Here is a 20,220-nt window from a genome sequence, read left to right as displayed (position 1 = left end):
TTTTAGTCCCATTCGAACCACTATGAAACGATTGGGACTTCTTTTGTTATGCCTTCTCCAATTTTCGTGCAGTAGTCAAATTGATGAAAAAATCAACGGGGTCAGTTTTGTGGCTTCACGAGATGAGGTGACCCAAAAAAATATTGACCCCGTAATCAAGGTAAATGCCAATTATGTGGCGGTGATGCCTTTCGGCTTCATTCGCAATCTCAGCAGTCCGAATGTAATCTTTGATACTGAAAGACAGTGGTTTGGTGAAACCAAGGCAGGTGCAAAACAGTACATAGCACTGTTGCAAAAGAACGACATCAAAATAATGCTCAAGCCCCAGCTTTGGGTATGGCGAGGGGAATTTACTGGGGATATTAAAATGGAATCGGAATCAGATTGGAAGGAGTTTGAATCCACCTATCGCGATTTTATCATGACCTATGCCAAATTGGCCAACGAGATGAACGTTGAACTGTATTGTATTGGCACCGAACTGGAAGAATTTGTCAATAATCGACCTGATTTCTGGGCAAGCCTGATTGAGGATGTCCGTTCAATCTACAAGGGCAAATTGACCTATGCCGCCAATTGGGATGAATACACCCGGACCCCATTTTGGCCAAAACTGGATTTTATCGGGGTGGATGCCTACTTTCCCTTGTCTGAGGCACAATATCCCACTAAGGAAGAAATGCAAGCAGGTTGGCAAAAATGGAAGTCTGCCTTGGCCGATACCGCTTTGAACCATGAAAAGCCCATTCTTTTTACTGAATATGGGTATCGCAGTATGGATTATACTGCGAAGAAACCTTGGTTGGTCGACCGAAACGAGATGGATGTCAATCTAGAGGCCCAAGCTGATGCCACACAGGTCATTTTTGATGAGTTCTGGAAGGAGGATTGGTTTGCCGGTGGATTCGTATGGAAATGGTTTATTGACCATGATAGAGTAGGCGGAACTGAAAACAATCGCTTTACCCCCCAGAATAAACCTGCCGAGGCTGTAATTCGGGCGCATTATGGTAGACTAAGGTAAAAACAGTTACCAACCATGGGCAAACACATTGCCTTACTTCTTTTTTTTATAGGGGCCTTTGCAAATGGGCAGGCCATTGTAGCAGATATAAAAGTTCAGGGCAACAAAAGAACTCGAACATCATTTGTCAAAAAGATTTCAAAACTAAAACTTGGGCAGGCTCTTGACTCGGCCGTGATGCGGCAAGACATCGCTCGATTGATTCGTTTGCCATCGGTTTCCCATGCCTATTTTCAGGTGTTTAAAGCGAAGGGTGGGTATGATGTGTACTATGGTATTGAAGAAAATTTCACCTTGATTCCGTTTGCGAATATTTTCACATCGAACAATGACGAATTCGCATTCAGGGTTGGCCTTCAAGAATTTAATTTTTTGGGGCAGAACATGACTTTGGGTGCCTTTTATCAGTATGATGTCTTCAATTCCTACGGATTGAACATCAGGGCTCCTTATCTGTTTTCAAATAAATTCGGACTGGCTCTCAACTACCAAGACCTGACCACACAAGAACCCGTTTTTTTGCAAAATGGCACTGCAGATTACAAATACAACAACGAATCCATTGAATTGCTTGGTCTCTATGAGTTGAACTTTAAAAACCGATTCGAGTTGGGCATCAATATCTTCACTGAAGATTATGAATACCTTTTCGGCAGTACAGACCCGGCGGTACCCCAAGAACTTGTGGTCGATAAACTGCTCTACAAGCTTATCTACAATTATGATGGGGTCACCTACTACTATCAGTATTTAGATGGCTTCAAGAGCGCACTCAATCTTCAGTACGTGACCAGCACCAATGAACAACTGCCTGAATTTTGGATTGGCTTCAACGATTTTTCCTATTTCAAAAGAATAGGCGAAAGGGGCAATTGGGCATCACGGTTGCGGTTGGGTCTGGCAAGCAATATCGATACTCCTTTTGCCCCTTTTGCGGTTGACAACAACCTTAACATTCGTGGCGTGGGCAACACCATTGACAGAGGAACAGCCGCTATCGTGCTCAATACCGAGTACAGATATTCATTGATCGAAAAAGATTGGTTCGTGCTTCAGGGCAATATTTTTGTTGATGGGGGCAGTTGGCGCAATCCCGGGGGTGATTTTGGTGATTTTGCCGATGACCAGAACCTTCGCGTTTATCCGGGGGTTGGCATTCGTTTGATTCACAAGCGTATTTTCAATGCTATTTTTAGGATAGATTACGGTCATGGCATCACCAAAGATGCCACAAGAGGAATAGTTTTTGGTATTGGCCAATATTTTTGATAACCTTTGTGGGCATATATCATGCACTCTCTCACTATGAAAAATTTTCTGCTTCCCTTCATCGTCATATTTTTTATGGCCAAACCGACAATGTCACAAGATTCAACCCAGGTCGTTGTGGCCGAAGATGGCGACGGCATTTTCTCAATTTTACGGAAAGAAGGAATGAACCCTTCAAAATATTATGCCGATTTTGTCGCCCTTAACGAACCAAACATCAGAAATGGCAGTGAACTGCATGTGGGCAGGGAATATAAACTTCCCGACGCACCTGACTCATTCAAAAATATAGGGAGGCATATCACGGTTCCTGCTAATACCGACCATCCAATTTTTGAGGGTGAGTTGGCAAAAATGAACCTGAAAAGTAGCAAACTGAGCAGAGCGGTGTACTACCTTATTTCTGAGGGTTCGGAATCTGCATCCAACAGTAATCCCAAAAAATTTCCCTATGACATTACACGAAATCTTGCCAAACGGTTGCTGGAAAACGGGGCGAGGGTATATATCATCGAAAGAACTGGTTCGGAGGCACAGGTAGAAAACACGGTAGCCATGCAAGATTATGTGGACGCCATCAATAAACGGTTTTTGAGACACGCCGGTAAGTACCAACGGCTTTTGCTGGTCAGTGGCAACGGTCTCACGAGCCATAAGAATCTTGATGTTTCCATATTTCACCATGGCAAAAGTATTGACGGCCAGCGGCTTGCCGATAACATACAGAGCGTTTTTCAGAAGAACGGTATCAAAAAAATGGCGATTGGGGAAAGCTCAGAAATCTTTGAGGACAAAGACAAGGTATTTCTCGCCAAAAATACGCTGCCTGCACTGACCGTGGTCAAAATAGGCAGCACAGACGAGAAAACTGATAGAAGAACACTTTCAGTACGACCCGATAACGATGCGTTGGCCAAGTGGTTGACCAACGGTATCTTTAAAGACTATGCCGATTTAGAGATAGAAGATTGACACCTTGGTTTCACTGCGATTTAAAATTCTTTTTTGTTTTATTTGGATTTGCTTTTTGACGGTTGCGCAAGACTCAATTCCATCGGTCATCGCCGAACCGGGTGACGGCATTTATTCGTTGCTGAGAAAAAATGGAATGAACCCAACAAAACATTACAACACTTTTGTTGAATTGAATGCCGAAAACCTTGGCGAAGACGAACTCTTGTATGTCGGTAAGATATACAAGTTGCCAGACACCACCCTGAGCACCAATAAAAAGGTTGAAGAAGTCAATTTGCCCGAATATCCCATTTTCGGTGATGATTTTTCAAAAATAGATTCGTTGAGCAACCGCCTTGAAGGCACGGTCTATTACCTTATTTCTGGCCATGGTGGTCCTGATCCTGGAGCTATCGTAAAATATGGTGATAAGCTGATAGCGGAAGATGAGTATGCCTATGATGTCACATTACGGCTGGCAAGGGAACTGTTGGGACATGGCGCTGAAGTGCATATTATTGTCGAGGATGAAAATGATGGTATTCGTGACAATCGTGCTTTAGAACTTGACACTGATGAAACGGTTGCCAACACGGCCATACCTTTAAGTCAGTTACAACGGTTAAAACAACGTACTGAAGCAGTGAATACGCTGTATTTGGGCAACAGGGGCAAATATCAAAGATTGTTGGTCACCCATGTTGATAGTCGAAGCAAGGGTACAAACATTGATGTGTTCTTTTACCATCATGAAAAGAGCAAGAACGGCAAACGGTTGGCAGAAAGCATTCACAGAACGTTTTTGAGAAAGTATAAAAAGTTTCAGCCGAACAGGGTGTACAACGGAACATTTATGGAACGAAGTAGTTTGTACGTGGTCAAAAATACGCTTCCGGCAATGGCCTATATCGAGATTGGCAACATTCGCAGTAAAAAAGACCAACGAAGAATCTTGGACCCCGACAATCGGCAAGCCCTTGCCAAATGGATTTCTGAAGGCATTATCTTGGATTATGAATCCTCGAAAGTCAAAACGCTAGAGTAATTTTTTTGAATAATATCGATAGAGCTCATCTGGGCCATCTCCCAAATAATTTTTGAAGTGAATCATTGCAAAATGATATTGCACCCGAAACCATCCTTTTTGGTGGTACTTGCGCGCTGAGGTTATCACCTGTTGGGGCAAGACCTTAAAGTTGGTGGTTTTGTAGAGCCTGCGGATGAACTCACTATCCTCATAAATCAAGTATGATTCATTAAAACCACCAGTTTCGTGAAATATGTTCTTGAGTACAAAAAGTGACTGGTCCCCACCGCGACAAAGGGTATGGTTGATTCTAGAAAGCCAAGCAAAGAAACGCAGTATGGGATTGTTACTATCAAAACGCATACGAAAACAGCCTGAGGTGTGCCTCGATTCAACCGCTTTTAAAACGATTTTATCAAAGTGTCTTGGCGGAAAAGTATCGGCATGCAAAAAATATAGCACGTCACTTTTGGCATATTCTGCGCCAGTATTCATCTGTGCAGCACGCCCCTTTTTTGAATTTAGGATGGTGACATGATGTTTTTTGGCTATGTCGATGGTGTTATCTGTGCTTCCGCCATCCACAACGATGATTTGCAGTGCATCTCTATGGAAACTAATGTTGTCAAGGTGTCTCAAAAGATTATCAAGCATGTGTTGCTCATTGAGCACAGGAATGATAACACTCAGTCTTAAATCAGGCATACAATGAATCTCATAGCTTTGCCAATTGACGCAAAAAATTGGTAAACCTTACGGATTGATTTTAAAATTCAACAGCGAAGGCCTTCACAGTTCTTTTATGAGTTCTTTGAACAGTGTGACCATTTTTGGCTCTGTTTTACCTGCAATCTCAATGATTTCTTGAATATTGATAGGGGCTAAGTTATCGGGGTCGCACTCATCGGTCAATACTGATACCGCAACAATTGGCAAGTGTAAGTGGTTGGCGACAATGACTTCGGGTACGGTGCTCATGCCGACGGCATCTGCGCCCAAAGTTTTGAGCATTCGATATTCGGCCTTGGTTTCCAGTTGGGGCCCGACCACAGATACATACACACCTTTTTGAAGTGAAATACCCTCGCTATTGGCAATTTTTTCAATTTTTTCACTCATCTCAGTATCGTACGGTTCGCTCATATCGACAAATCGATCGCCGAACTCCCCAACATTTTTGAAGGCCAGCGGAGAGCCACCTTGCAGATTGATATGGTCTTCAATGAGCATCATGTCACCTTTCTTGAAATCAAGGTTGATGGCACCGGCAGCATTGGAGATAAACAGTTTTTTTATGCCCAATTGGTGCATGACACGAATGGGGTAGGTAATGTCCAGAAAATCATAACCTTCATACAGGTGGAAACGGCCCTGCATCACAACTACCTTTTTTCCTTCAATAGTGCCATAGACCAATTTGCCAGAATGAAATTCGACCGTCGCCAAGGGAAAATAGGGAATGTGGTTGTAGTGTGCCTCAATCGGATTTTCAATTTCATTGACCAATTGCCCGAGGCCAGTGCCCAGAACAATGCCGATTTCAGGAGTTGAAAATCCCTTGGATTTGAGGTGTTCGACTGATTCGTCAAGTTGATTTTGCGTCATTTGTTTATGTGTTTTAAGAACGGTTGAAAGGCCTCAATGTCTTTGATGTCTTCATACAAATCAACATCATTTCGTTCTTGTAGTAAAATGAATTTTTCACTCTTGAGGTCGTTGAGCGTATCGTTTAAAACGGTTTTGGTTCCCCAGGCTTTGTTTTTGAAGAGTTCGGGTTTCATCTTTTTCATGCCCAAGAGATAATAACCGCCGTCTTCCGCGGGCCCAATGACAAAATCGGTTTTTTCAAGCGCTTTGAATGCACGCTGTAGGTCATCTTGGGTGAGGTCGTACATATCGCTTCCGATAATGATGATTTTTTTAAAGCCATCTTGAAAACCTTGTTGAAACGCATTCACCATCCGTTTGCCTAAATCACCACCTTGTTGTAGCTTTTTAGAGAATTCTTCGGCATCCCAAATATCATCATGCCAAATTTCTTCAGAGTAGTAGACCCGCTTTTCAGCGTCAAGGCCAGCGGTGATGTTTTTGGTATGCTCCAATAAGAAAATGTAAACTCTCAAAGCAGCGTTGTCACCAATGGTCGAGGCCAATCGTGTTTTGCATTTGCCCAGTTCAGGATTTCGGGTGAAAATCAAGAGTAGATTACTGTGGTGTTTCCTCAAGACGATTTTGTTTTGGTGCGTATACTTTTACACCTTTGGTCAAATATTTTCCCCATCGTTTGTTGTATGCGTGAACGTTTTCAGTATAGTTGCCATCAGAATCATATACGGCATGGCCCTCATTTTTCCATCCAAAGATACCACCATATAGATTTTTTACATGGGTATAGCCAGCTCGTTGTAACTTTTCACCGATGAATTCTGACCGCACCCCAATGGAGCAATAAACCGCAATGGGAATTTCTTTCTCAGGAAACTGTTCGAGTATGGTTTGAAGTTTGAAATCATGGTGGCCAACCCAAACAGCATTTTTAATGTGGCTGATCTGATATTCATCGAGCGTTCGGGTATCGAAAATTGTATAAGCCGGGGTGCTTTGCAGTTCTTGCACCGAAATGTAGGGTACCGAACCTTCATTAAACCGTTTCAAAGCCTTTTTTATGCTTTCTTGAGAGAAGCTGCAGAGACCGATGAGCAACGATAGAAATATAAAGACTGAATTTCGCATGGCTGAAATTTCGCATCTAAAGATACCACTTTATACAGGGCAGACATTAAAATTAATGGTTATCTTGTTCGTTAAAATAGATAAGTGAATAGGTATCATACTCTACATATTGCGCTGATTTTCATGGTTTTATCGTCATGTACGCAAAACAGCAAAACCAAAGATTCAGATATCGCACCTTTTGAAAAACCGTATGATGAACAGTACCGGCCCCAATATCATTTTTCACCTTTTTCGGCATGGATGAACGACCCCAACGGCTTGGTCTATAATGATGGGGTTTACCATTTGTTCTACCAATATTATCCGTATGCAACGGTTTGGGGGCCAATGCACTGGGGCCACGCCACCAGTAACGATATGTTGCATTGGCAACATAAGCCCATCGCGCTTTACCCTGATGAAAATGGATTGATTTTTTCAGGAAGCGCGGTGGTCGACAAGAACAACACTTCAGGTTTTGGTAAAGATGGTATTGCTCCCCTCGTGGCCATTTACACCTATCACTTGATGGAAGGCGAAAAATCTGGAAGCAACGATTTTCAGACCCAGGGCATCGCCTACAGCCTGGACAATGGTGAAACATTTACAAAATATGAGGAGAATCCGGTAATTGGGAATGAAGGAATTCGCGATTTACGCGACCCCAAAGTATTTTGGCATGATGATACCAAAAGCTGGATCATGGCACTCGTAGCCGGTGACCATCTAAAATTGTACCGCTCCAAAAATCTGAAGCAGTGGGATATCATCAGTGATTTTGGTGAAGACCAAGGAGCCCAAGGTGGAGTTTGGGAGTGCCCCGATCTGTTTGAGATGCAAGTGGAAGGCACCGATGAGAAAAAATGGGTGTTGATCATCAGTATTGGCAGCGGAGGCCCCAACGGAGGTAGTGCAACCCAATATTTTGTGGGAGATTTTGACGGTACAACCTTCACTTCAAATCAGGAAAAAATAAAATGGCTTGATTGGGGCACAGATAATTACGCTGGGGTCACCTACAACAACACACCAGATAACGAAAGGCTCTTTATCGGTTGGATGAGCAATTGGCAATATGCCCTCAAAACCCCAACAAAAAAGTGGCGAAGTGCCATGACGCTTCCAAGAACATTGCAGTTAAAAAAATATGGAGACGAGTACATGCTTCATAACAGTCCGGTATCAAAAATAGATACATTGATACAACCTTCAGAAACGAAGGGTTTTACAATTGAGCCGAACGAGAGTCAAAAGGTTACTGCCCAAAACCTGAACCAGGCCAAGATTGCTTTTACGGCAACAAAAAAAGACTTTAAGATGAGCCTTTCAAACAAGAAGGATGAACGTTTGACACTCATCTACGATGATGCCTCAGATTTGTTAATGTTAGACAGAACACAATCGGGTGCCACAAGTTTCAACTATGAGTTTGGCAACAAGCTGCATCACATGGTCACTGACCAACTTAAAGGTGAAGATTTTAAAGTTGAAATTTATATGGACTGGTCTTCGATAGAAATTTTTATCAACGATGGTCAATATGTGATGACCCAACAAATTTTTCCAACGGAAGTCTACACAGACCTAGTGTTTGAAAATCTATCTGATTCAAATCTTGATATCAGAGAATTCTCAATAAGTACAATTAAATCTGTTTGGCAGTAAAATCAGGTCAGAGGATTGCCTTTCAACCGCTTCTCTATCTTGCGCTTTTTCTCTGTGAGGCGTTTCATTAAATCCATCAACTTGTTGTCTTTGGTCTTTTTGTAGACCTCGTTAATGGCAAGTATTAAGCGTTTTGCTTCTCTTGAAGCAGCTACTCTATCACTGGTTGACATTCGGCTGAGCGTCATATTTTCAAACTCATGGGCCGATTCAAGCAAATCTTTGGTCATTTTCTTTCAAAGTTATTTGATGTCCGACTTATCTGGGGTAAATAACCATATTTTGTACTTATTATCCTATTTGATTTTTAGATTTATGAAATATTTAAGAAAAGCACTCTTTTATAAATGGATGAAAAGTTCTACCCAAAGGGATTTAAATTTGAAAAATTCACCCTTTAAGATAGTGGTACAGACTGTTTGCGAAGAGTAGCAAAGAGATGAGAAGCACGCCGTACCAAAAGATATACCCGATTTTACTTTCCAAAGTGTTCATGATTGGCAGATATTATGATTTGATAGATTAAAAGTACGTCACAATTTGGCTCGTCGATATTGAATGTATGTCCATTGCTGTCAAAATCATATAGGTGGTATGAAATGCTGTATATTTAGATGCTGCTGAAACTTGAGAATTAGTATCTGAAACCCATTGGCTTTTTTATTTTTTTTGTTTGTAAATCCTAAATTTGAAACTATATTTGCACCCGCCTTTGCAGAAGCAAAACACTGGCAAAGTCGGGCAAAGCCCTTAAAATCAACGGTACCTTAGCTCAGTTGGTAGAGCAACGGACTGAAAATCCGTGTGTCCCTGGTTCGATTCCTGGAGGTACCACTCAAAACCCTGACATTTGTCAGGGTTTTTTGTTTATACCTTTGCCACATGAATCTTATTATCGACATTGGCAATACGTTGGTCAAGTTTGCGGTGTTTGACGGTGGCAAATTAATACATGATGAAAGTCGTGATGCTGATGATTTGGTAAATAGCGTGAAGGAAATTTTCAAAAAGTTTCCTAAAATAAGACATGCCATACTATCCGCTGTTGGCAGTTCGAATGAAAAAGATGTAGATGTGGTAAAGTTGTTTTGTAATACGCATGTACTCTCGCATACATCAAAAGTGCCCTTTAAAAATAGCTATGCCACGCCACAAACGCTTGGTGTTGACCGTATTGCCTTGGCAACGGCTGCTTTCTATCATAATCATGGCGGCAATACCCTGGTAATTGATGCAGGTACCTGTATCACGTATGACATGATCAACGATTATGGAGAATATCTGGGGGGAGCGATTTCGCCCGGGGTATCCATGCGGTATAGAGCCATGCACGACCAAACGGCACAATTGCCCCTCTTAAAAGCGGTTGACTACGTTGACCTTATCGGAAACTCTACGGAAACCAGTATGCACAGTGGGGTCATCAATGGGGTTGCCAAAGAGGTAGATGGGGTGGTCGACCAGTATCGTCTGCACTTTAAACATTTAACAGTTATTTTAACAGGCGGCGAAGCCCATTTTTTTGCGAAAAAGCTAAAAAATACCATCTTTGCGAATTCCAAATTTCTCCTCGAGGGGCTTAATTACTTGCTTGAATACAACAAAACCTAGATGGTAAAAAGAATTTTGATTGCCTTTGTTTGCGTTGCTTCTTTCAGTGCGCACGCGCAAAATGGTACCATATCTCCCTACTCCTTTTTTGGTATCGGCGATTTTAGACAAAATGGTACGGTTGACAACCAAATGATGGGCGGGTTGATGATGCACGGTGACAGTATTCATATCAATCTGCGCAATCCAGCGGCCTATGCCAAGCTGCGCCTCACTGCATACACAGCCGGTATTTCGCATCGAGAGTTTCGATTGAAGGATTTTACGGAAGAACAGAACACTTCGGTGACCAATCTTGATTATTTGGCCATCGGCTTCCCGTTGGGAAAAAAAGTTGGAGCGGGCTTTGGTCTAATGCCCTTTTCTTCAGTGGGTTATCAATTGGTGCAAAATACCCCGGGCAGTGAGGTAACCAATCTGTTTACTGGTGAAGGGGGCATCAACAGGGTATACGCTTCCTTGGGTTTTGAGCCATTGAAAGACCTTAGTCTAGGGGCGACCATTAATTTCAATTTTGGCACTTTAGAGTACGGGAGGCTGCAAACGGTTGAAGGGGTGCAATTTGGTACCATCGATAACCGAGAATCAAAGATAAACGGTTTTGATTTCAACTATTCGGCCATGTACACCCCAAAGATTGGTGAAAAGTACACATTGCATGCGTTTGCGGGCATCGACACCCAAATCAACCTTGTTTCAGAAAACTCAGAACGAATCGGTTCGTTTTCAACATCCAACGGTGAAGAAATTGAGGTCATTGATGTTGATTTAGATGCCCTAAACCTTCGAAATACAGAATTGAAGATACCCACTACCTTTACCGCAGGGCTCGGTTTTGGCGAAAACAAAAAGTGGTTCTTGGGAGCAGAGTACAGCTTTCAGCAAATGAGTGATTTTGAAAACGCCTTTTTAGGCATAGACAACGTGCGTTACCAAGATGCCAGTAGCTATGCCATAGGGGGCTATTTCATACCAAAGTACAATGCCTTATCCGGATATCTTAATAGAATAAATTATCGTGCCGGTCTTCGATACCACGTCACGGGCTTGGTGGTCAACGAGAAAGAAATAAACAACTTTGGCATAACTTTTGGATTTGGGTTACCGTTGGGCGGAACTGTCAGAGATCCTTTCTCAAATTTAAACTTAGGATTTGAACTCGGCAGAAGGGGCACGACCGATAAGAACCTTATTGAAGAAAGTTATTTTAAGGTAAATGTAGGATTGTCGTTGAATGCCATTTGGTTCCAGAAACAAAAAATAAACTAGACTGTTTTTCCGAAAAACGAGAATATCCCGCTATTTAGAGACAGTTAAGAAAAAAATACTATAAAAATTTGTACATTAACCGCTTTAAAATTAGTAAGATGAAGAAGAAACTCTACTTGACAATGATGGCTGTTTTGATGGCAGTCGGGTTTGGTATGTCTCAGGCACAGAATCCTGAATGCATGACAAACCTTTCCATTTACGCTGAGCATGCCAAAGTAAAGAATTATGATGCCGCTTATGAGCCATGGAAAATGGTATATGAGAACTGCCCTGATATCAACAAGGCCAATTTCTCTTATGGCGAAAGAATCCTAAAGCATAAAATCAAGAACTCATCAGGTGCCGATAAAGATGGCCATGTGCAAGATTTGTTGAAATTGTATGATGATAGCCGAAAGTACTTTCCCAAGAAGTACCCTGTGGCGGTAGTCACCATCGACAAGGTCGAATTGAAGCGTGAGAACAATATGATTTCTGATGAAGAAATCTATAACTCACTTAAAAAGGCCTATGATGAAGACAAGGAAAATTTCAAGAATCCACGTGCACTATACCTGTTGTTCTCAAGTCTGGTAGACCTTCACAGTGCTGGCAAGAAAGACTTGCAGGATGTTTTTGATGGTTATGATGACGTTACGGAGAAGATTGAGGAAGAAAATGAAAAACTTACCGATGCAATCTCAAAGTTATTGCCAAAAGATTCTACGGGTACGATTACCACCAAGGAAAAAAAGAAATTAAAGGCATATAGCACCAATTCAGAATCGTATGGTAAGATTTCTGGAAGTATTGATTCTAAGTTAGGTGCTTTGGCCGATTGTGACAATTTGATTCCCTTGTACCAAAAGAGTTTTGATTCTAAAAAAGGGGATATTAAATGGGTAAAACGTGCCGTAGGTAGAATGTTCAGTAAAGAATGTACCGACGATCCTCTTTTTAGGCAGTTGTTCGAGGCGCAATTGGCACTAGAGCCTTCAGCAAGCGCATACCTTTATGGAGGTACATTGAAGCAAAAGGCAGGTGACAATAAAGGGGCTATCGCCGATTTCAATAAGGCGGTAGAGTTGGAAACAAATCCCAAGAAAAAATCGGATATACTATATAAAATTGCCACTACAGTGCGAAGAAGCAGCAAGTCGCAGGCCAGAAATTATGCCAACAAGGCCATCAATGCCAATTCTGCCAATGGTAAGGCATACCTATTGATTGCCAACCTCTATGCCACGAGCGCCAATGACTGTGGCAGCACCGCTTTTGAAAAGCGTGCGATATATTGGAAAGCTGCCTCAATGGCACGAAAAGCTGCCCAGGTGGATCCATCGTTGACTTCAAGGGCCAACCAATCGGCAGCGAGCTATGCGGCCAAGGCTCCAACAAAAGAAATGATTTTCAGCTCTGGTAAGGCAGGTCAGACCATTACATTCAATTGTTGGGTGGGCGGTAGCGTTAAGGTGCCGAATCTATAAGGTTGAAACCTACATCAAAATATTATTGTTTGAAATTTGCCACGGTGTTAGCCGTGGCAATATTTTTTGCATCTTGTCAAGACAATTACAAGCGGGTTGGTGAAGAGGCTGCTGAACGGGTATTTCCGCAAGGGGTGGCCAAAAATTTTACGATGACCTATACCGAGGCCGAAAAGGAAATGTCCACTTTAGATTCGGCCAAATCTAGGGTAGTTGTGGTGCTGAAGAGCCCTTTGAATGAAAATTATGAGAACCTCAAGTTCCGCCACCAGATATTTCCGGAAGGCCTGCAAGTGGATTTTTTTGATGAGGAAGGAAATAAAAGTGTGATCATGGCCGACTATGCCATTGTATATTCACAGATAAATTTGATAGATTTACAAGGCAATGTGGTCTTGGAAAGCTATGACGGCAAAAAACTGGAAACCGACCAACTCTATTGGGACCGTGCCAATAAATGGATTTTCACCGAAGCGAAGTTTACCTATACCAATCCTGAAGACGGCACCGTTATGGATGGTGAGGGTATGGACTTTAATCGCGATTTTACCTTTTTCAATGCCCACAAGACCTATGGTTTGATGACCATCAAAGAAGAATGACATGATAAAAATTCTACGATATACCGAATACCTGTACTTGGCCGTGGCCGTACTGTCAATTTATAAGATTGTAGAGCTCTGGCCCATAAATCCGAAAGAGACCTATATTTTCATCTTTTTTGCGGTGGTATCCATAGCCATGTTCTTCTTCCGTAGAAACTACCGAAAGCGTTTTGAAAAAAGAAAACGACAAAACCAAGATTGATATTGGACGTTTCTTTGCTCATCATCATACTTTCGTTGTTGTTCTCTGCTTTTTTTTCAGGGATGGAGATTGCCTTTGTATCCGCTAACAAAATCCATATTGAAATTGAGAAAAAACAAGAGGGCATTCTCGCCAAGGTGTTGTCTTGGCTGACCGAGAAACCCTCAAAGTTTATAGCGACCATGTTGATTGGCAATAATATCGCACTGGTAATCTATGGCTTTTTTATGGGCGACCGATTGATGGCATGGTTCGCCTCGCTTTTACCAACCTCTTCCAATTTTATCAATAGTCTTTTGACTGATTTCAGCTTGTTGAGCCAAACAGTGATATCAACGTTGATCATTTTGTTGACTGCTGAATTTTTGCCCAAGGTACTGTTCCAGATATATTCCAATACGCTGCTAAAGATATTGGCAGTACCGGCATACCTGTTTTATCTGCTGTTTTCGTTCATTTCTGAATTTGTGATCAAGGTCTCTGATTTTGTACTCAAAACTTTTTTGAAGACAGACAGCGATGAAGTACAGTTATCTTTCACAAAATTGGAGTTGGGCGACTACATCACTGAACAAATGGAGTCTGCCGAAGAGCAAGACAATGTAGATTCTGAAATTCAAATCTTTCAGAATGCGTTACAATTCTCAGAGGTGAAGGCCCGTGAAGTCATGGTGCCGCGAACAGAGATCATGGCCGTAGAGCTGCACGAAACCCCAAAAAACCTTACCAAGCTTTTTGCAGAGACAGGGTATTCAAAAATTTTGGTCTATAAAGAGCACATTGATGAAATCATAGGCTATGTGCATTCGTACGAGCTTTTTAAAAAGCCAAAGACGATCAAGAGCGTACTCTTGCCAGTAGAGTTTGTGCCCGAGACCATGTACATACATGATATTCTGAATGTATTGACCAAAAAACGAAAAAGCATAGCGGTGGTATTGGATGAATACGGGGGTACATCTGGTATCATGACCGTTGAGGATATTGTGGAAGAACTTTTCGGTGAAATCGAAGATGAACACGATACCACTGATTTGGTCGAAGAACAACTGGATGAAAACACTTTTAAGTTTTCGGCGCGGCTTGAGGTTGATTACATCAACGAAAATTATAGGTTGGAGCTTCCTGAAGGCGATGAGTTCGAAACCTTGGGCGGCTTGATCATGAACGAAACAGGTGAGATACCTGAGCAAGATTCCCAGATAAAAATCGATCATTTTTTGTTCCATATTCTTGAGGTGTCAAACACCAAGATAGACCTGGTGAAACTTCAAGTATTGGAACAAGATTAGCTACATCACAATGATTCACTTTAAATGCAGTGAAAGTATTTCCCATCTGAGAGGGGCTAGGGGCGGGTATTTGATTCTGAAATTTCAATAAAAGCATGGCAAATACAGTGCTTTTTGAAATTCTTTATTTGAAAAGAAAATGGTATTTTCGCGCACTGTATTTTTAAGCAAACGTAGTCGTTATGGCAATTTTAGAGAATATTAGAAAACGAACCACGGTATTGATTTTGATTATCGGTATGGCGTTGTTTGCTTTCGTGATTTCAGGTGTATTTACGAGCAATGACTTTGGTGGGGCCAAAGTGGGGTCATCAGTGGCCGAGGTGAATGGCGAGAGTATTTCAATTGATGCGTTTAGACAAGAAGTCGAAACAGCGTCAAGGCAATACGGGCCTAATTTCTCATCGACACAATTGGTGAACACGGTCTACGACCAACAGGTGAAAAAGGCCATTTTGAACCAGCAGTTTGAAGATTTGGGCATTGATGTAGAGAGCGACCAAATTGTTGAGTTTGTAAGAAATTCCGGTTATGCGCAGATTCCAGATTTTCAAGACGAGAACGGGGTCTTCAATGCTGAGATTTTCAAGACCACAATTGCCGATTGGAAGGTGAACGATCCACTTCGCTATGATGCTTGGTTGCAAGATGAAAAGCGGATTATGCAGGCGGCCAAAGAACAGCTCTACTTCAATCTGGTCAAAGCCGGTGTGGGGGCAACCTTGACCGAGGGTCAGTTTGATTATGAATTGGCAAATGACAAAGTAGATATTCAGTACGTTCGTGTGCCCTATAGCAGTATTCCTGATAGTACCATCCAAATTTCAAAGAAAGAAATCGAGGCCTATATCAAAGTGCATGAAGATGACTATCAACAAGAAAAGGCTCGAGACCTTCGTTTTGTTTTCTTTGAGGAAAAAGCCTCGGCTGATGATGAAAATGCGGTTAAGGATGCTGTCACCAAATTGTTGGATGATACCGTGGAATACAACTCATCCACCGATAGAAATGACACGATTCCTGGTTTTAGAAACACTGCCGACATGGCTGCATTTTTAGACCGCAATTCAGATACAAAGTACGATACCATTTATAAAGCAAAGAAAGATTTGCCCGCCGTGGCAGCTGATACCCTGCTCTCCATGCGAGACGGTCAAATTTATGGGCCTTACCGAGATGGCAATTTCTTTAGAGTTTCAAAAGTCATGGACCGTAAGGAAAATGGTACGGTCAAAGCCAGTCATATCTTGATTGCCTATGTAGGGGCTGCACGTGCAAATCCTGAAGTGACCAGAACCAAAGAGGAAGCTGAGGAAGAGGCCAACAGATTGTTGGCTGAGGCCAAAAAAGAGGGAACTGATTTTACTGTTTTGGCCAGAGACAATTCCGATGGGCCTTCTGCACCCAGAGGAGGCGACCTGGGCTATTTTCAAGAAGGCGTCATGGCCGATGAGTTCAATGACTTTGCATTTGGAAATCCCGTAGGCACTATCGGACTGGTAGAGACTGAGTTTGGCTACCACATTGTCAAGGTTGATGACAAGCAAGATATTGTCAGGGTGGCGACGCTATCACGTGAAATTGAGCCCTCTGAGCAAACAATCAATAGCCTTTTTACTGAGGCGACCAAGTTTGAGATGGCGACAACAGATGTCGATGCCGAACAATTTTCAGACATCGCCAAAGAAAGTGAATACAATGTGCGACCCGTGAACCAAATCAAGCAGATGGATGAAAACCTGCCTGGGTTGGGCTCTCAACGCGCCATCGTACAATGGGCGTTCAATGATGAAACCGAAGTGGGCGAGATCAAACGCTTTGATTTGACGAATGGTTATGCCGTGGTACAGCTTACCAAAAAGTACAATGAAGGGCTCATGGCTTCTGAGGATGCTTCAAGCCGTGTACTTCCTATCTTAAGAAAAAAGCGTAAGGCTGAACAAATCATTGCCGATAATAGCGGGAAAACAATGGAAACATTGGCAAGCGACAATAACGTGACAGTTTCTACCGCTTCTGCATTGACACGTAAATCACCCACAATTCCGGGGGCTGGTCGCGAACCTATGGTCGTGGGCACAGCCTTTGGCCTACAAAAAGATGAAGTTTCTGACCTGATTGAAGGCGAGACAGGTGTTTTTAAAGTGAAGGTGACCAATGTCAATGTGGCGATTACGTTGCCGAACTACACTACATACTCAAATACGTTGCGAACGTCAAATACCAATGCGGTGAACAGTGCCGTTTACAATGCCCTAAAGGAAAAGGCAGAGATTGAAGACAATCGTGCTATTTTCTACTAAAGGATAAACACTGTCCCCTTGAGGGGACAGATTTTGTGTACAAAATCAGGGGTGTTACAACACCATTTCTGAAAACGGCAGAACAATTTCAAAACCCTTGGATTTAAAATATCCAGGGGTTTTTTCGTTTCCGGTAGCGAGAACAAAGTCACCGCCCCATCCGCCAAGGCTTTTGAGTTGACCGAAATAATCAGAAAAAAGACGTTGCTGCACAGGTTCGATTTTTAATACTTTAGAGAGGATGGTTTCGTGGGCTTCCATGGTATTTTCAAAAGCTTTGAGATTTTTGGTATTCAGCATTTGTCGTGAAATCTGTGATAAAGAGGAAACCAAACTCCTTTTGTCAAAATCTTGCCCACGATAATTGGCAATGGCTGCCCTGCTATCTTGTTTTTGGTTCAGGTGGATGAAATACAGTTGGTTCTTGAAGGAGGGATTAAAATCGACCCTTTCAACCTTGGGCGAACCGTTTTCCAAATGGTAGAGAATGGGGTGGTCGTGCTGTGCACAGGAAATATCATACCCACTACCGCCCATGGTGTTCCATAAGAGTTGATGGGCATTTACTTGTGCCCATTGGGCAATGTTGTTGATTAGAGTGGAAGAGGAACCAAGGCCCCAATTTCGGGGAAACGATAGCTTGGCCTTTACTGAACAGCCTTTAGAGGATTTTAAAAAATTAGGATTTAAGGCTTTTGCCGCGACCAAAATGTCAGTAAGTGTCTTTGAGATTTCAGGATTCGAAGTATCGATTTCTTCAAAGCCCCTTAATCCATAGGTTGCCGTAAACCAAGCCTGGCCTTGGCGGTCGAGACTTTGCCAAGCAATAAATCCGGTATCGGTTGTTGAAACCTCCAGAGATTGTCCAAATTTGGTCGGTACGGCGAGTGCACGAGCGCCATCCAACACCAAATATTCTCCTGAGAGCAATAGTTTACCGTTGCTGTAGAAGTGACTCATAAATCTGAACCATATCGGTTGAGTTGAAGGCAGGAACTATGGGGAGAGGCATCGTTTAGAAAATGAATGATAGATTCTAGGTTGGATTGTATTAATTGAGCAACTTCATGAAGCATTTAGTAATTTTTGCTCTCTATCAGCTGCATAAGCAAGACATGCCCTTATGTCTTCTATGGTCAATTCGGGAAAGTCAGCAAGAATTTCTTCATTGGTCATTCCTGAGGCCAACCAACCCAAGACATCGTAAACCGCAATTCTTGTCTCTCGCACACAGGGCTTTCCAAACCTTTTCTTTGGATTTCTTTTGATAATTGACCTGTAATCAACCATGTCACTTGGTTTTTATGATAATCATAAAGATACAAAAGTACTGCTTAGCTTCTGAGTTTGTTCAATGCTTCCTTCACAGCGGCATTGCTAACGGTCTGTTCCTTAAATTTTTTGACCAACTGTGACTTTTCAGCTTCTGTGGCTTCCAATTGGTTGAGTATGTTCAAAAGGTGCATTTTCATGTGGCCTTTCTGAATGCCAGTGGTGACCAGTGAGCGAAGTGCGGCAAAGTTTTGTGCCAATCCCGCCACGGCGACAATCTGCATCAATTCTTTGGCAGAGGGATTTCCTAAAATCTCCAAGGCCAGCTTTACCATAGGATGCAATGAGGTAAGTCCACCCACGGTGCCCAAGGCAAGCGGAATCTCAATCCAAAAACTGAAAACACCATCTTTAATTTCGGCATGCGTCAAACTTGAGTAGCGACCATCTTTCGATGCATGGGCGTGAATGCCCGCTTCAACGGCCCTAAAATCATTGCCAGTGGCAAGCACAACGGCATCGACCCCGTTCATGATGCCCTTGTTATGGGTCACTGCTCGAAAGGGTTCAGCTTTGGCAATGGCTACTGCCTGCACGAATTTTTGGGCAAACTCATCGCCGTTCATTTCACCTTCCTGCAATTCATCTATGTCACAACGTACTTCGGCCCTGACCAAACAGTTGGGCACATAATTGCTGAGAATGCTCATGACCACTTCAATGGGCTTTGCGGTGTTGGAAAAACCCAAATAGTTCTCTGCCTCTTGTTGCAATGTTTCGGCAAACTGCTCTAAACATGAGTTGATAAAATTGGCACCCATGGCATTCAAGGTCTCGAAGGTGCAGTGCAGTTGATAGTAGTCTGATAATTTGTCTGTTTTTTTTCTCAGTTCGATATCGGTGATTCCGCCCCCACGTTTTTCCATATTGGTGGTAATATGCTTGGCTGAAGCGATGAGTTTGGGCTTGATATTTGAAAAAAAGGCTTCCAATTCTGATGGATTGCCATTAAAAATAAAGTGTACCTGACCGATTTTTTCGGTGCCAAGAACCTTGGTCTTGAATCCGCCCCTGTTCAGCCAAAATTTTGCCGCCTTGCTGGCTGCGGCGACCACCGAACTCTCTTCAATGGCCATGGGGATGGCATACAGCTTCTCGTTAATCAAAAAATTGGGAGCAATGGCGAAAGGCAGGTAGTAGTTTGATAAGGTGTTCTCAATAAACTCATCGTGTCGCTTTTGAACATTCTGGTTGGGGTTCCAGTATCGTTTGAGCAGTGATTTTGCGGCTTCCGGATTGGTAGTGTAGTTTGAAGTGACCCACTCAATTTTTTCTTCCTTGGTGAGTTTTGAAAACCCCTCAATAGGCTTGTGCATGATAGTTTATTAGGTCTTCAAATATAATCAATACCCGTTCTGGTGTGATTGTTGCGATTTGAATATCCGTTGATGTACCCAATTCGATAAATTATTAGTATAATTGAAGGTTTTAAAAGTTTTTAAATCACGATGAAACCGACATGATTAAAATAATCTTTAAA

The 20,220-nt window shown here is 42.4% G+C and carries 20 protein-coding genes and 1 tRNA gene; 13 read left to right on the top strand and 8 right to left on the bottom strand.

Features of this window, described 5'->3' with window-relative positions; genetic code table 11:
• Window positions 1-22 precede the first annotated feature (22 nt).
• The 4 genes from AAAH86_RS12620 (at window position 23) to AAAH86_RS12605 (ending at window position 4,295) form a co-directional block, all read left to right on the top strand.
• Window positions 23-1,027 carry a glycoside hydrolase TIM-barrel-like domain-containing protein gene (locus tag AAAH86_RS12620; protein ID WP_343488006.1) on the top strand — a complete coding sequence of 335 codons (1,005 nt, stop codon included), beginning with the start codon at window positions 23-25 and terminating at the stop codon, window positions 1,025-1,027.
• Window positions 1,028-1,042: 15 nt separating this feature from the next.
• The gene (locus tag AAAH86_RS12615; protein ID WP_343488005.1) at window positions 1,043-2,296 is read left to right on the top strand and encodes a POTRA domain-containing protein; all 1,254 of its coding nucleotides are present in this window, start codon (window positions 1,043-1,045) and stop codon (window positions 2,294-2,296) included.
• 36 nt (window positions 2,297-2,332) lie between these two features.
• Window positions 2,333-3,268, top strand: coding sequence for a hypothetical protein (locus tag AAAH86_RS12610; protein WP_343488004.1), 936 nt, complete (start codon window positions 2,333-2,335; stop codon window positions 3,266-3,268).
• Window positions 3,269-3,404: 136 nt separating this feature from the next.
• The gene (locus tag AAAH86_RS12605) at window positions 3,405-4,295 is read left to right on the top strand and encodes an N-acetylmuramoyl-L-alanine amidase (protein WP_343488003.1); all 891 of its coding nucleotides are present in this window, start codon (window positions 3,405-3,407) and stop codon (window positions 4,293-4,295) included.
• Here the strand turns inward: AAAH86_RS12605 and AAAH86_RS12600 are convergent.
• From AAAH86_RS12600 to AAAH86_RS12585, 4 genes are all read right to left on the bottom strand, one after another.
• Window positions 4,287-4,982, bottom strand: a complete 696-nt coding sequence (locus AAAH86_RS12600) for a TIGR04283 family arsenosugar biosynthesis glycosyltransferase (protein ID WP_343488002.1) — start codon at window positions 4,980-4,982, stop codon at window positions 4,287-4,289. The genes AAAH86_RS12605 and AAAH86_RS12600 overlap by 9 nt on opposite strands.
• Window positions 4,983-5,066: 84 nt before the next feature.
• Window positions 5,067-5,882 carry a purine-nucleoside phosphorylase gene (locus AAAH86_RS12595; RefSeq protein ID WP_343488001.1) on the bottom strand — a complete coding sequence of 272 codons (816 nt, stop codon included), beginning with the start codon at window positions 5,880-5,882 and terminating at the stop codon, window positions 5,067-5,069.
• Entirely contained in the window at window positions 5,879-6,502 is a 624-nt protein-coding gene (locus AAAH86_RS12590; RefSeq protein ID WP_343488000.1) for a TIGR04282 family arsenosugar biosynthesis glycosyltransferase, read from the bottom strand. The genes AAAH86_RS12595 and AAAH86_RS12590 overlap by 4 nt, the downstream gene beginning before the upstream one ends.
• The gene (locus AAAH86_RS12585; protein ID WP_343487999.1) at window positions 6,483-7,010 is read right to left on the bottom strand and encodes a rhodanese-like domain-containing protein; all 528 of its coding nucleotides are present in this window, start codon (window positions 7,008-7,010) and stop codon (window positions 6,483-6,485) included. The genes AAAH86_RS12590 and AAAH86_RS12585 overlap by 20 nt, the downstream gene beginning before the upstream one ends.
• Window positions 7,011-7,094: 84 nt before the next feature.
• Between AAAH86_RS12585 and AAAH86_RS12580 the strand changes: the two genes are divergently transcribed.
• Window positions 7,095-8,657 (top strand): glycoside hydrolase family 32 protein, encoded by a 1,563-nt coding sequence (locus AAAH86_RS12580; RefSeq protein ID WP_343487998.1) that lies wholly within the window; start codon window positions 7,095-7,097, stop codon window positions 8,655-8,657.
• A gap of 2 nt (window positions 8,658-8,659) precedes the next feature.
• Here the strand turns inward: AAAH86_RS12580 and AAAH86_RS12575 are convergent, their stop codons facing one another.
• Window positions 8,660-8,887: a hypothetical protein gene (locus tag AAAH86_RS12575; RefSeq protein ID WP_343487997.1), complete on the bottom strand. Its 228-nt coding sequence runs from the start codon at window positions 8,885-8,887 to the stop codon at window positions 8,660-8,662.
• Between the two features lie 531 nt (window positions 8,888-9,418).
• Between AAAH86_RS12575 and AAAH86_RS12570 the strand changes: the two genes are divergently transcribed.
• From AAAH86_RS12570 to AAAH86_RS12535, 8 genes are all read left to right on the top strand, one after another.
• Window positions 9,419-9,491: transfer RNA gene (locus tag AAAH86_RS12570), tRNA-Phe, on the top strand.
• 48 nt (window positions 9,492-9,539) lie between these two features.
• Window positions 9,540-10,268: a type III pantothenate kinase gene (locus AAAH86_RS12565; RefSeq protein ID WP_343487996.1), complete on the top strand. Its 729-nt coding sequence runs from the start codon at window positions 9,540-9,542 to the stop codon at window positions 10,266-10,268.
• Window positions 10,269-11,537 carry a hypothetical protein gene (locus AAAH86_RS12560; RefSeq protein WP_343487995.1) on the top strand — a complete coding sequence of 423 codons (1,269 nt, stop codon included), beginning with the start codon at window positions 10,269-10,271 and terminating at the stop codon, window positions 11,535-11,537. It begins immediately after the preceding gene.
• A 98-nt stretch (window positions 11,538-11,635) separates the two neighbouring features.
• A complete protein-coding gene (locus AAAH86_RS12555) occupies window positions 11,636-13,006 on the top strand; it encodes a hypothetical protein (protein ID WP_343487994.1) in 1,371 nt (456 codons plus the stop codon).
• 29 nt (window positions 13,007-13,035) lie between these two features.
• A complete protein-coding gene (gene lptC / locus AAAH86_RS12550; RefSeq protein WP_343487993.1) occupies window positions 13,036-13,608 on the top strand; it encodes an LPS export ABC transporter periplasmic protein LptC in 573 nt (190 codons plus the stop codon).
• Between the two features lies 1 nt (window position 13,609).
• Window positions 13,610-13,813 (top strand): hypothetical protein, encoded by a 204-nt coding sequence (locus tag AAAH86_RS12545; RefSeq protein WP_343487992.1) that lies wholly within the window; start codon window positions 13,610-13,612, stop codon window positions 13,811-13,813.
• Window positions 13,814-13,815: 2 nt separating this feature from the next.
• Window positions 13,816-15,105 (top strand): hemolysin family protein, encoded by a 1,290-nt coding sequence (locus AAAH86_RS12540; RefSeq protein ID WP_343488361.1) that lies wholly within the window; start codon window positions 13,816-13,818, stop codon window positions 15,103-15,105.
• 182 nt (window positions 15,106-15,287) lie between these two features.
• Window positions 15,288-17,408 carry a peptidylprolyl isomerase gene (locus AAAH86_RS12535; RefSeq protein ID WP_343487991.1) on the top strand — a complete coding sequence of 707 codons (2,121 nt, stop codon included), beginning with the start codon at window positions 15,288-15,290 and terminating at the stop codon, window positions 17,406-17,408.
• A 54-nt stretch (window positions 17,409-17,462) separates the two neighbouring features.
• Here the strand turns inward: AAAH86_RS12535 and AAAH86_RS12530 are convergent, their stop codons facing one another.
• The 3 genes from AAAH86_RS12530 to AAAH86_RS12520 form a co-directional block, all read right to left on the bottom strand.
• Window positions 17,463-18,368, bottom strand: a complete 906-nt coding sequence (locus AAAH86_RS12530; protein ID WP_343487990.1) for a GYDIA family GHMP kinase — start codon at window positions 18,366-18,368, stop codon at window positions 17,463-17,465.
• A gap of 105 nt (window positions 18,369-18,473) precedes the next feature.
• Complete coding sequence (locus AAAH86_RS12525) at window positions 18,474-18,698, bottom strand: DUF433 domain-containing protein (protein ID WP_343487989.1); 225 nt, start codon at window positions 18,696-18,698, stop codon at window positions 18,474-18,476.
• Window positions 18,699-18,742: 44 nt separating this feature from the next.
• Complete coding sequence (locus AAAH86_RS12520) at window positions 18,743-20,056, bottom strand: hydroxymethylglutaryl-CoA reductase, degradative (RefSeq protein WP_343487988.1); 1,314 nt, start codon at window positions 20,054-20,056, stop codon at window positions 18,743-18,745.
• Window positions 20,057-20,220 lie beyond the last annotated feature (164 nt).

It is taken from the genome of Allomuricauda sp. d1 (genome assembly GCF_039592695.1).
Classification (GTDB): domain Bacteria; phylum Bacteroidota; class Bacteroidia; order Flavobacteriales; family Flavobacteriaceae; genus Flagellimonas_A.
Note: the sequence above shows the minus strand (reverse complement) of the source record. Positions and strands in the feature narration are given on the sequence as shown.

Coding starts and splice junctions, on each gene's coding strand:
- AAAH86_RS12545 (WP_343487992.1), top strand. CDS start 13,610: ATGATAAAAATTCTACGATATACCGAATACCTGTACTTGGCCGTGGCC.
- AAAH86_RS12600 (WP_343488002.1), bottom strand. CDS start 4,982: ATGCCTGATTTAAGACTGAGTGTTATCATTCCTGTGCTCAATGAGCAA.
- AAAH86_RS12615 (WP_343488005.1), top strand. CDS start 1,043: ATGGGCAAACACATTGCCTTACTTCTTTTTTTTATAGGGGCCTTTGCA.
- AAAH86_RS12560 (WP_343487995.1), top strand. CDS start 10,269: ATGGTAAAAAGAATTTTGATTGCCTTTGTTTGCGTTGCTTCTTTCAGT.
- AAAH86_RS12530 (WP_343487990.1), bottom strand. CDS start 18,368: ATGAGTCACTTCTACAGCAACGGTAAACTATTGCTCTCAGGAGAATAT.
- AAAH86_RS12525 (WP_343487989.1), bottom strand. CDS start 18,698: ATGGTTGATTACAGGTCAATTATCAAAAGAAATCCAAAGAAAAGGTTT.
- AAAH86_RS12610 (WP_343488004.1), top strand. CDS start 2,333: ATGAAAAATTTTCTGCTTCCCTTCATCGTCATATTTTTTATGGCCAAA.
- AAAH86_RS12520 (WP_343487988.1), bottom strand. CDS start 20,056: ATGCACAAGCCTATTGAGGGGTTTTCAAAACTCACCAAGGAAGAAAAA.
- AAAH86_RS12565 (WP_343487996.1), top strand. CDS start 9,540: ATGAATCTTATTATCGACATTGGCAATACGTTGGTCAAGTTTGCGGTG.
- AAAH86_RS12555 (WP_343487994.1), top strand. CDS start 11,636: ATGAAGAAGAAACTCTACTTGACAATGATGGCTGTTTTGATGGCAGTC.
- AAAH86_RS12585 (WP_343487999.1), bottom strand. CDS start 7,010: ATGCGAAATTCAGTCTTTATATTTCTATCGTTGCTCATCGGTCTCTGC.
- AAAH86_RS12595 (WP_343488001.1), bottom strand. CDS start 5,882: ATGACGCAAAATCAACTTGACGAATCAGTCGAACACCTCAAATCCAAG.
- AAAH86_RS12535 (WP_343487991.1), top strand. CDS start 15,288: ATGGCAATTTTAGAGAATATTAGAAAACGAACCACGGTATTGATTTTG.
- AAAH86_RS12605 (WP_343488003.1), top strand. CDS start 3,405: ATGAACCCAACAAAACATTACAACACTTTTGTTGAATTGAATGCCGAA.
- AAAH86_RS12575 (WP_343487997.1), bottom strand. CDS start 8,887: ATGACCAAAGATTTGCTTGAATCGGCCCATGAGTTTGAAAATATGACG.
- AAAH86_RS12620 (WP_343488006.1), top strand. CDS start 23: ATGAAACGATTGGGACTTCTTTTGTTATGCCTTCTCCAATTTTCGTGC.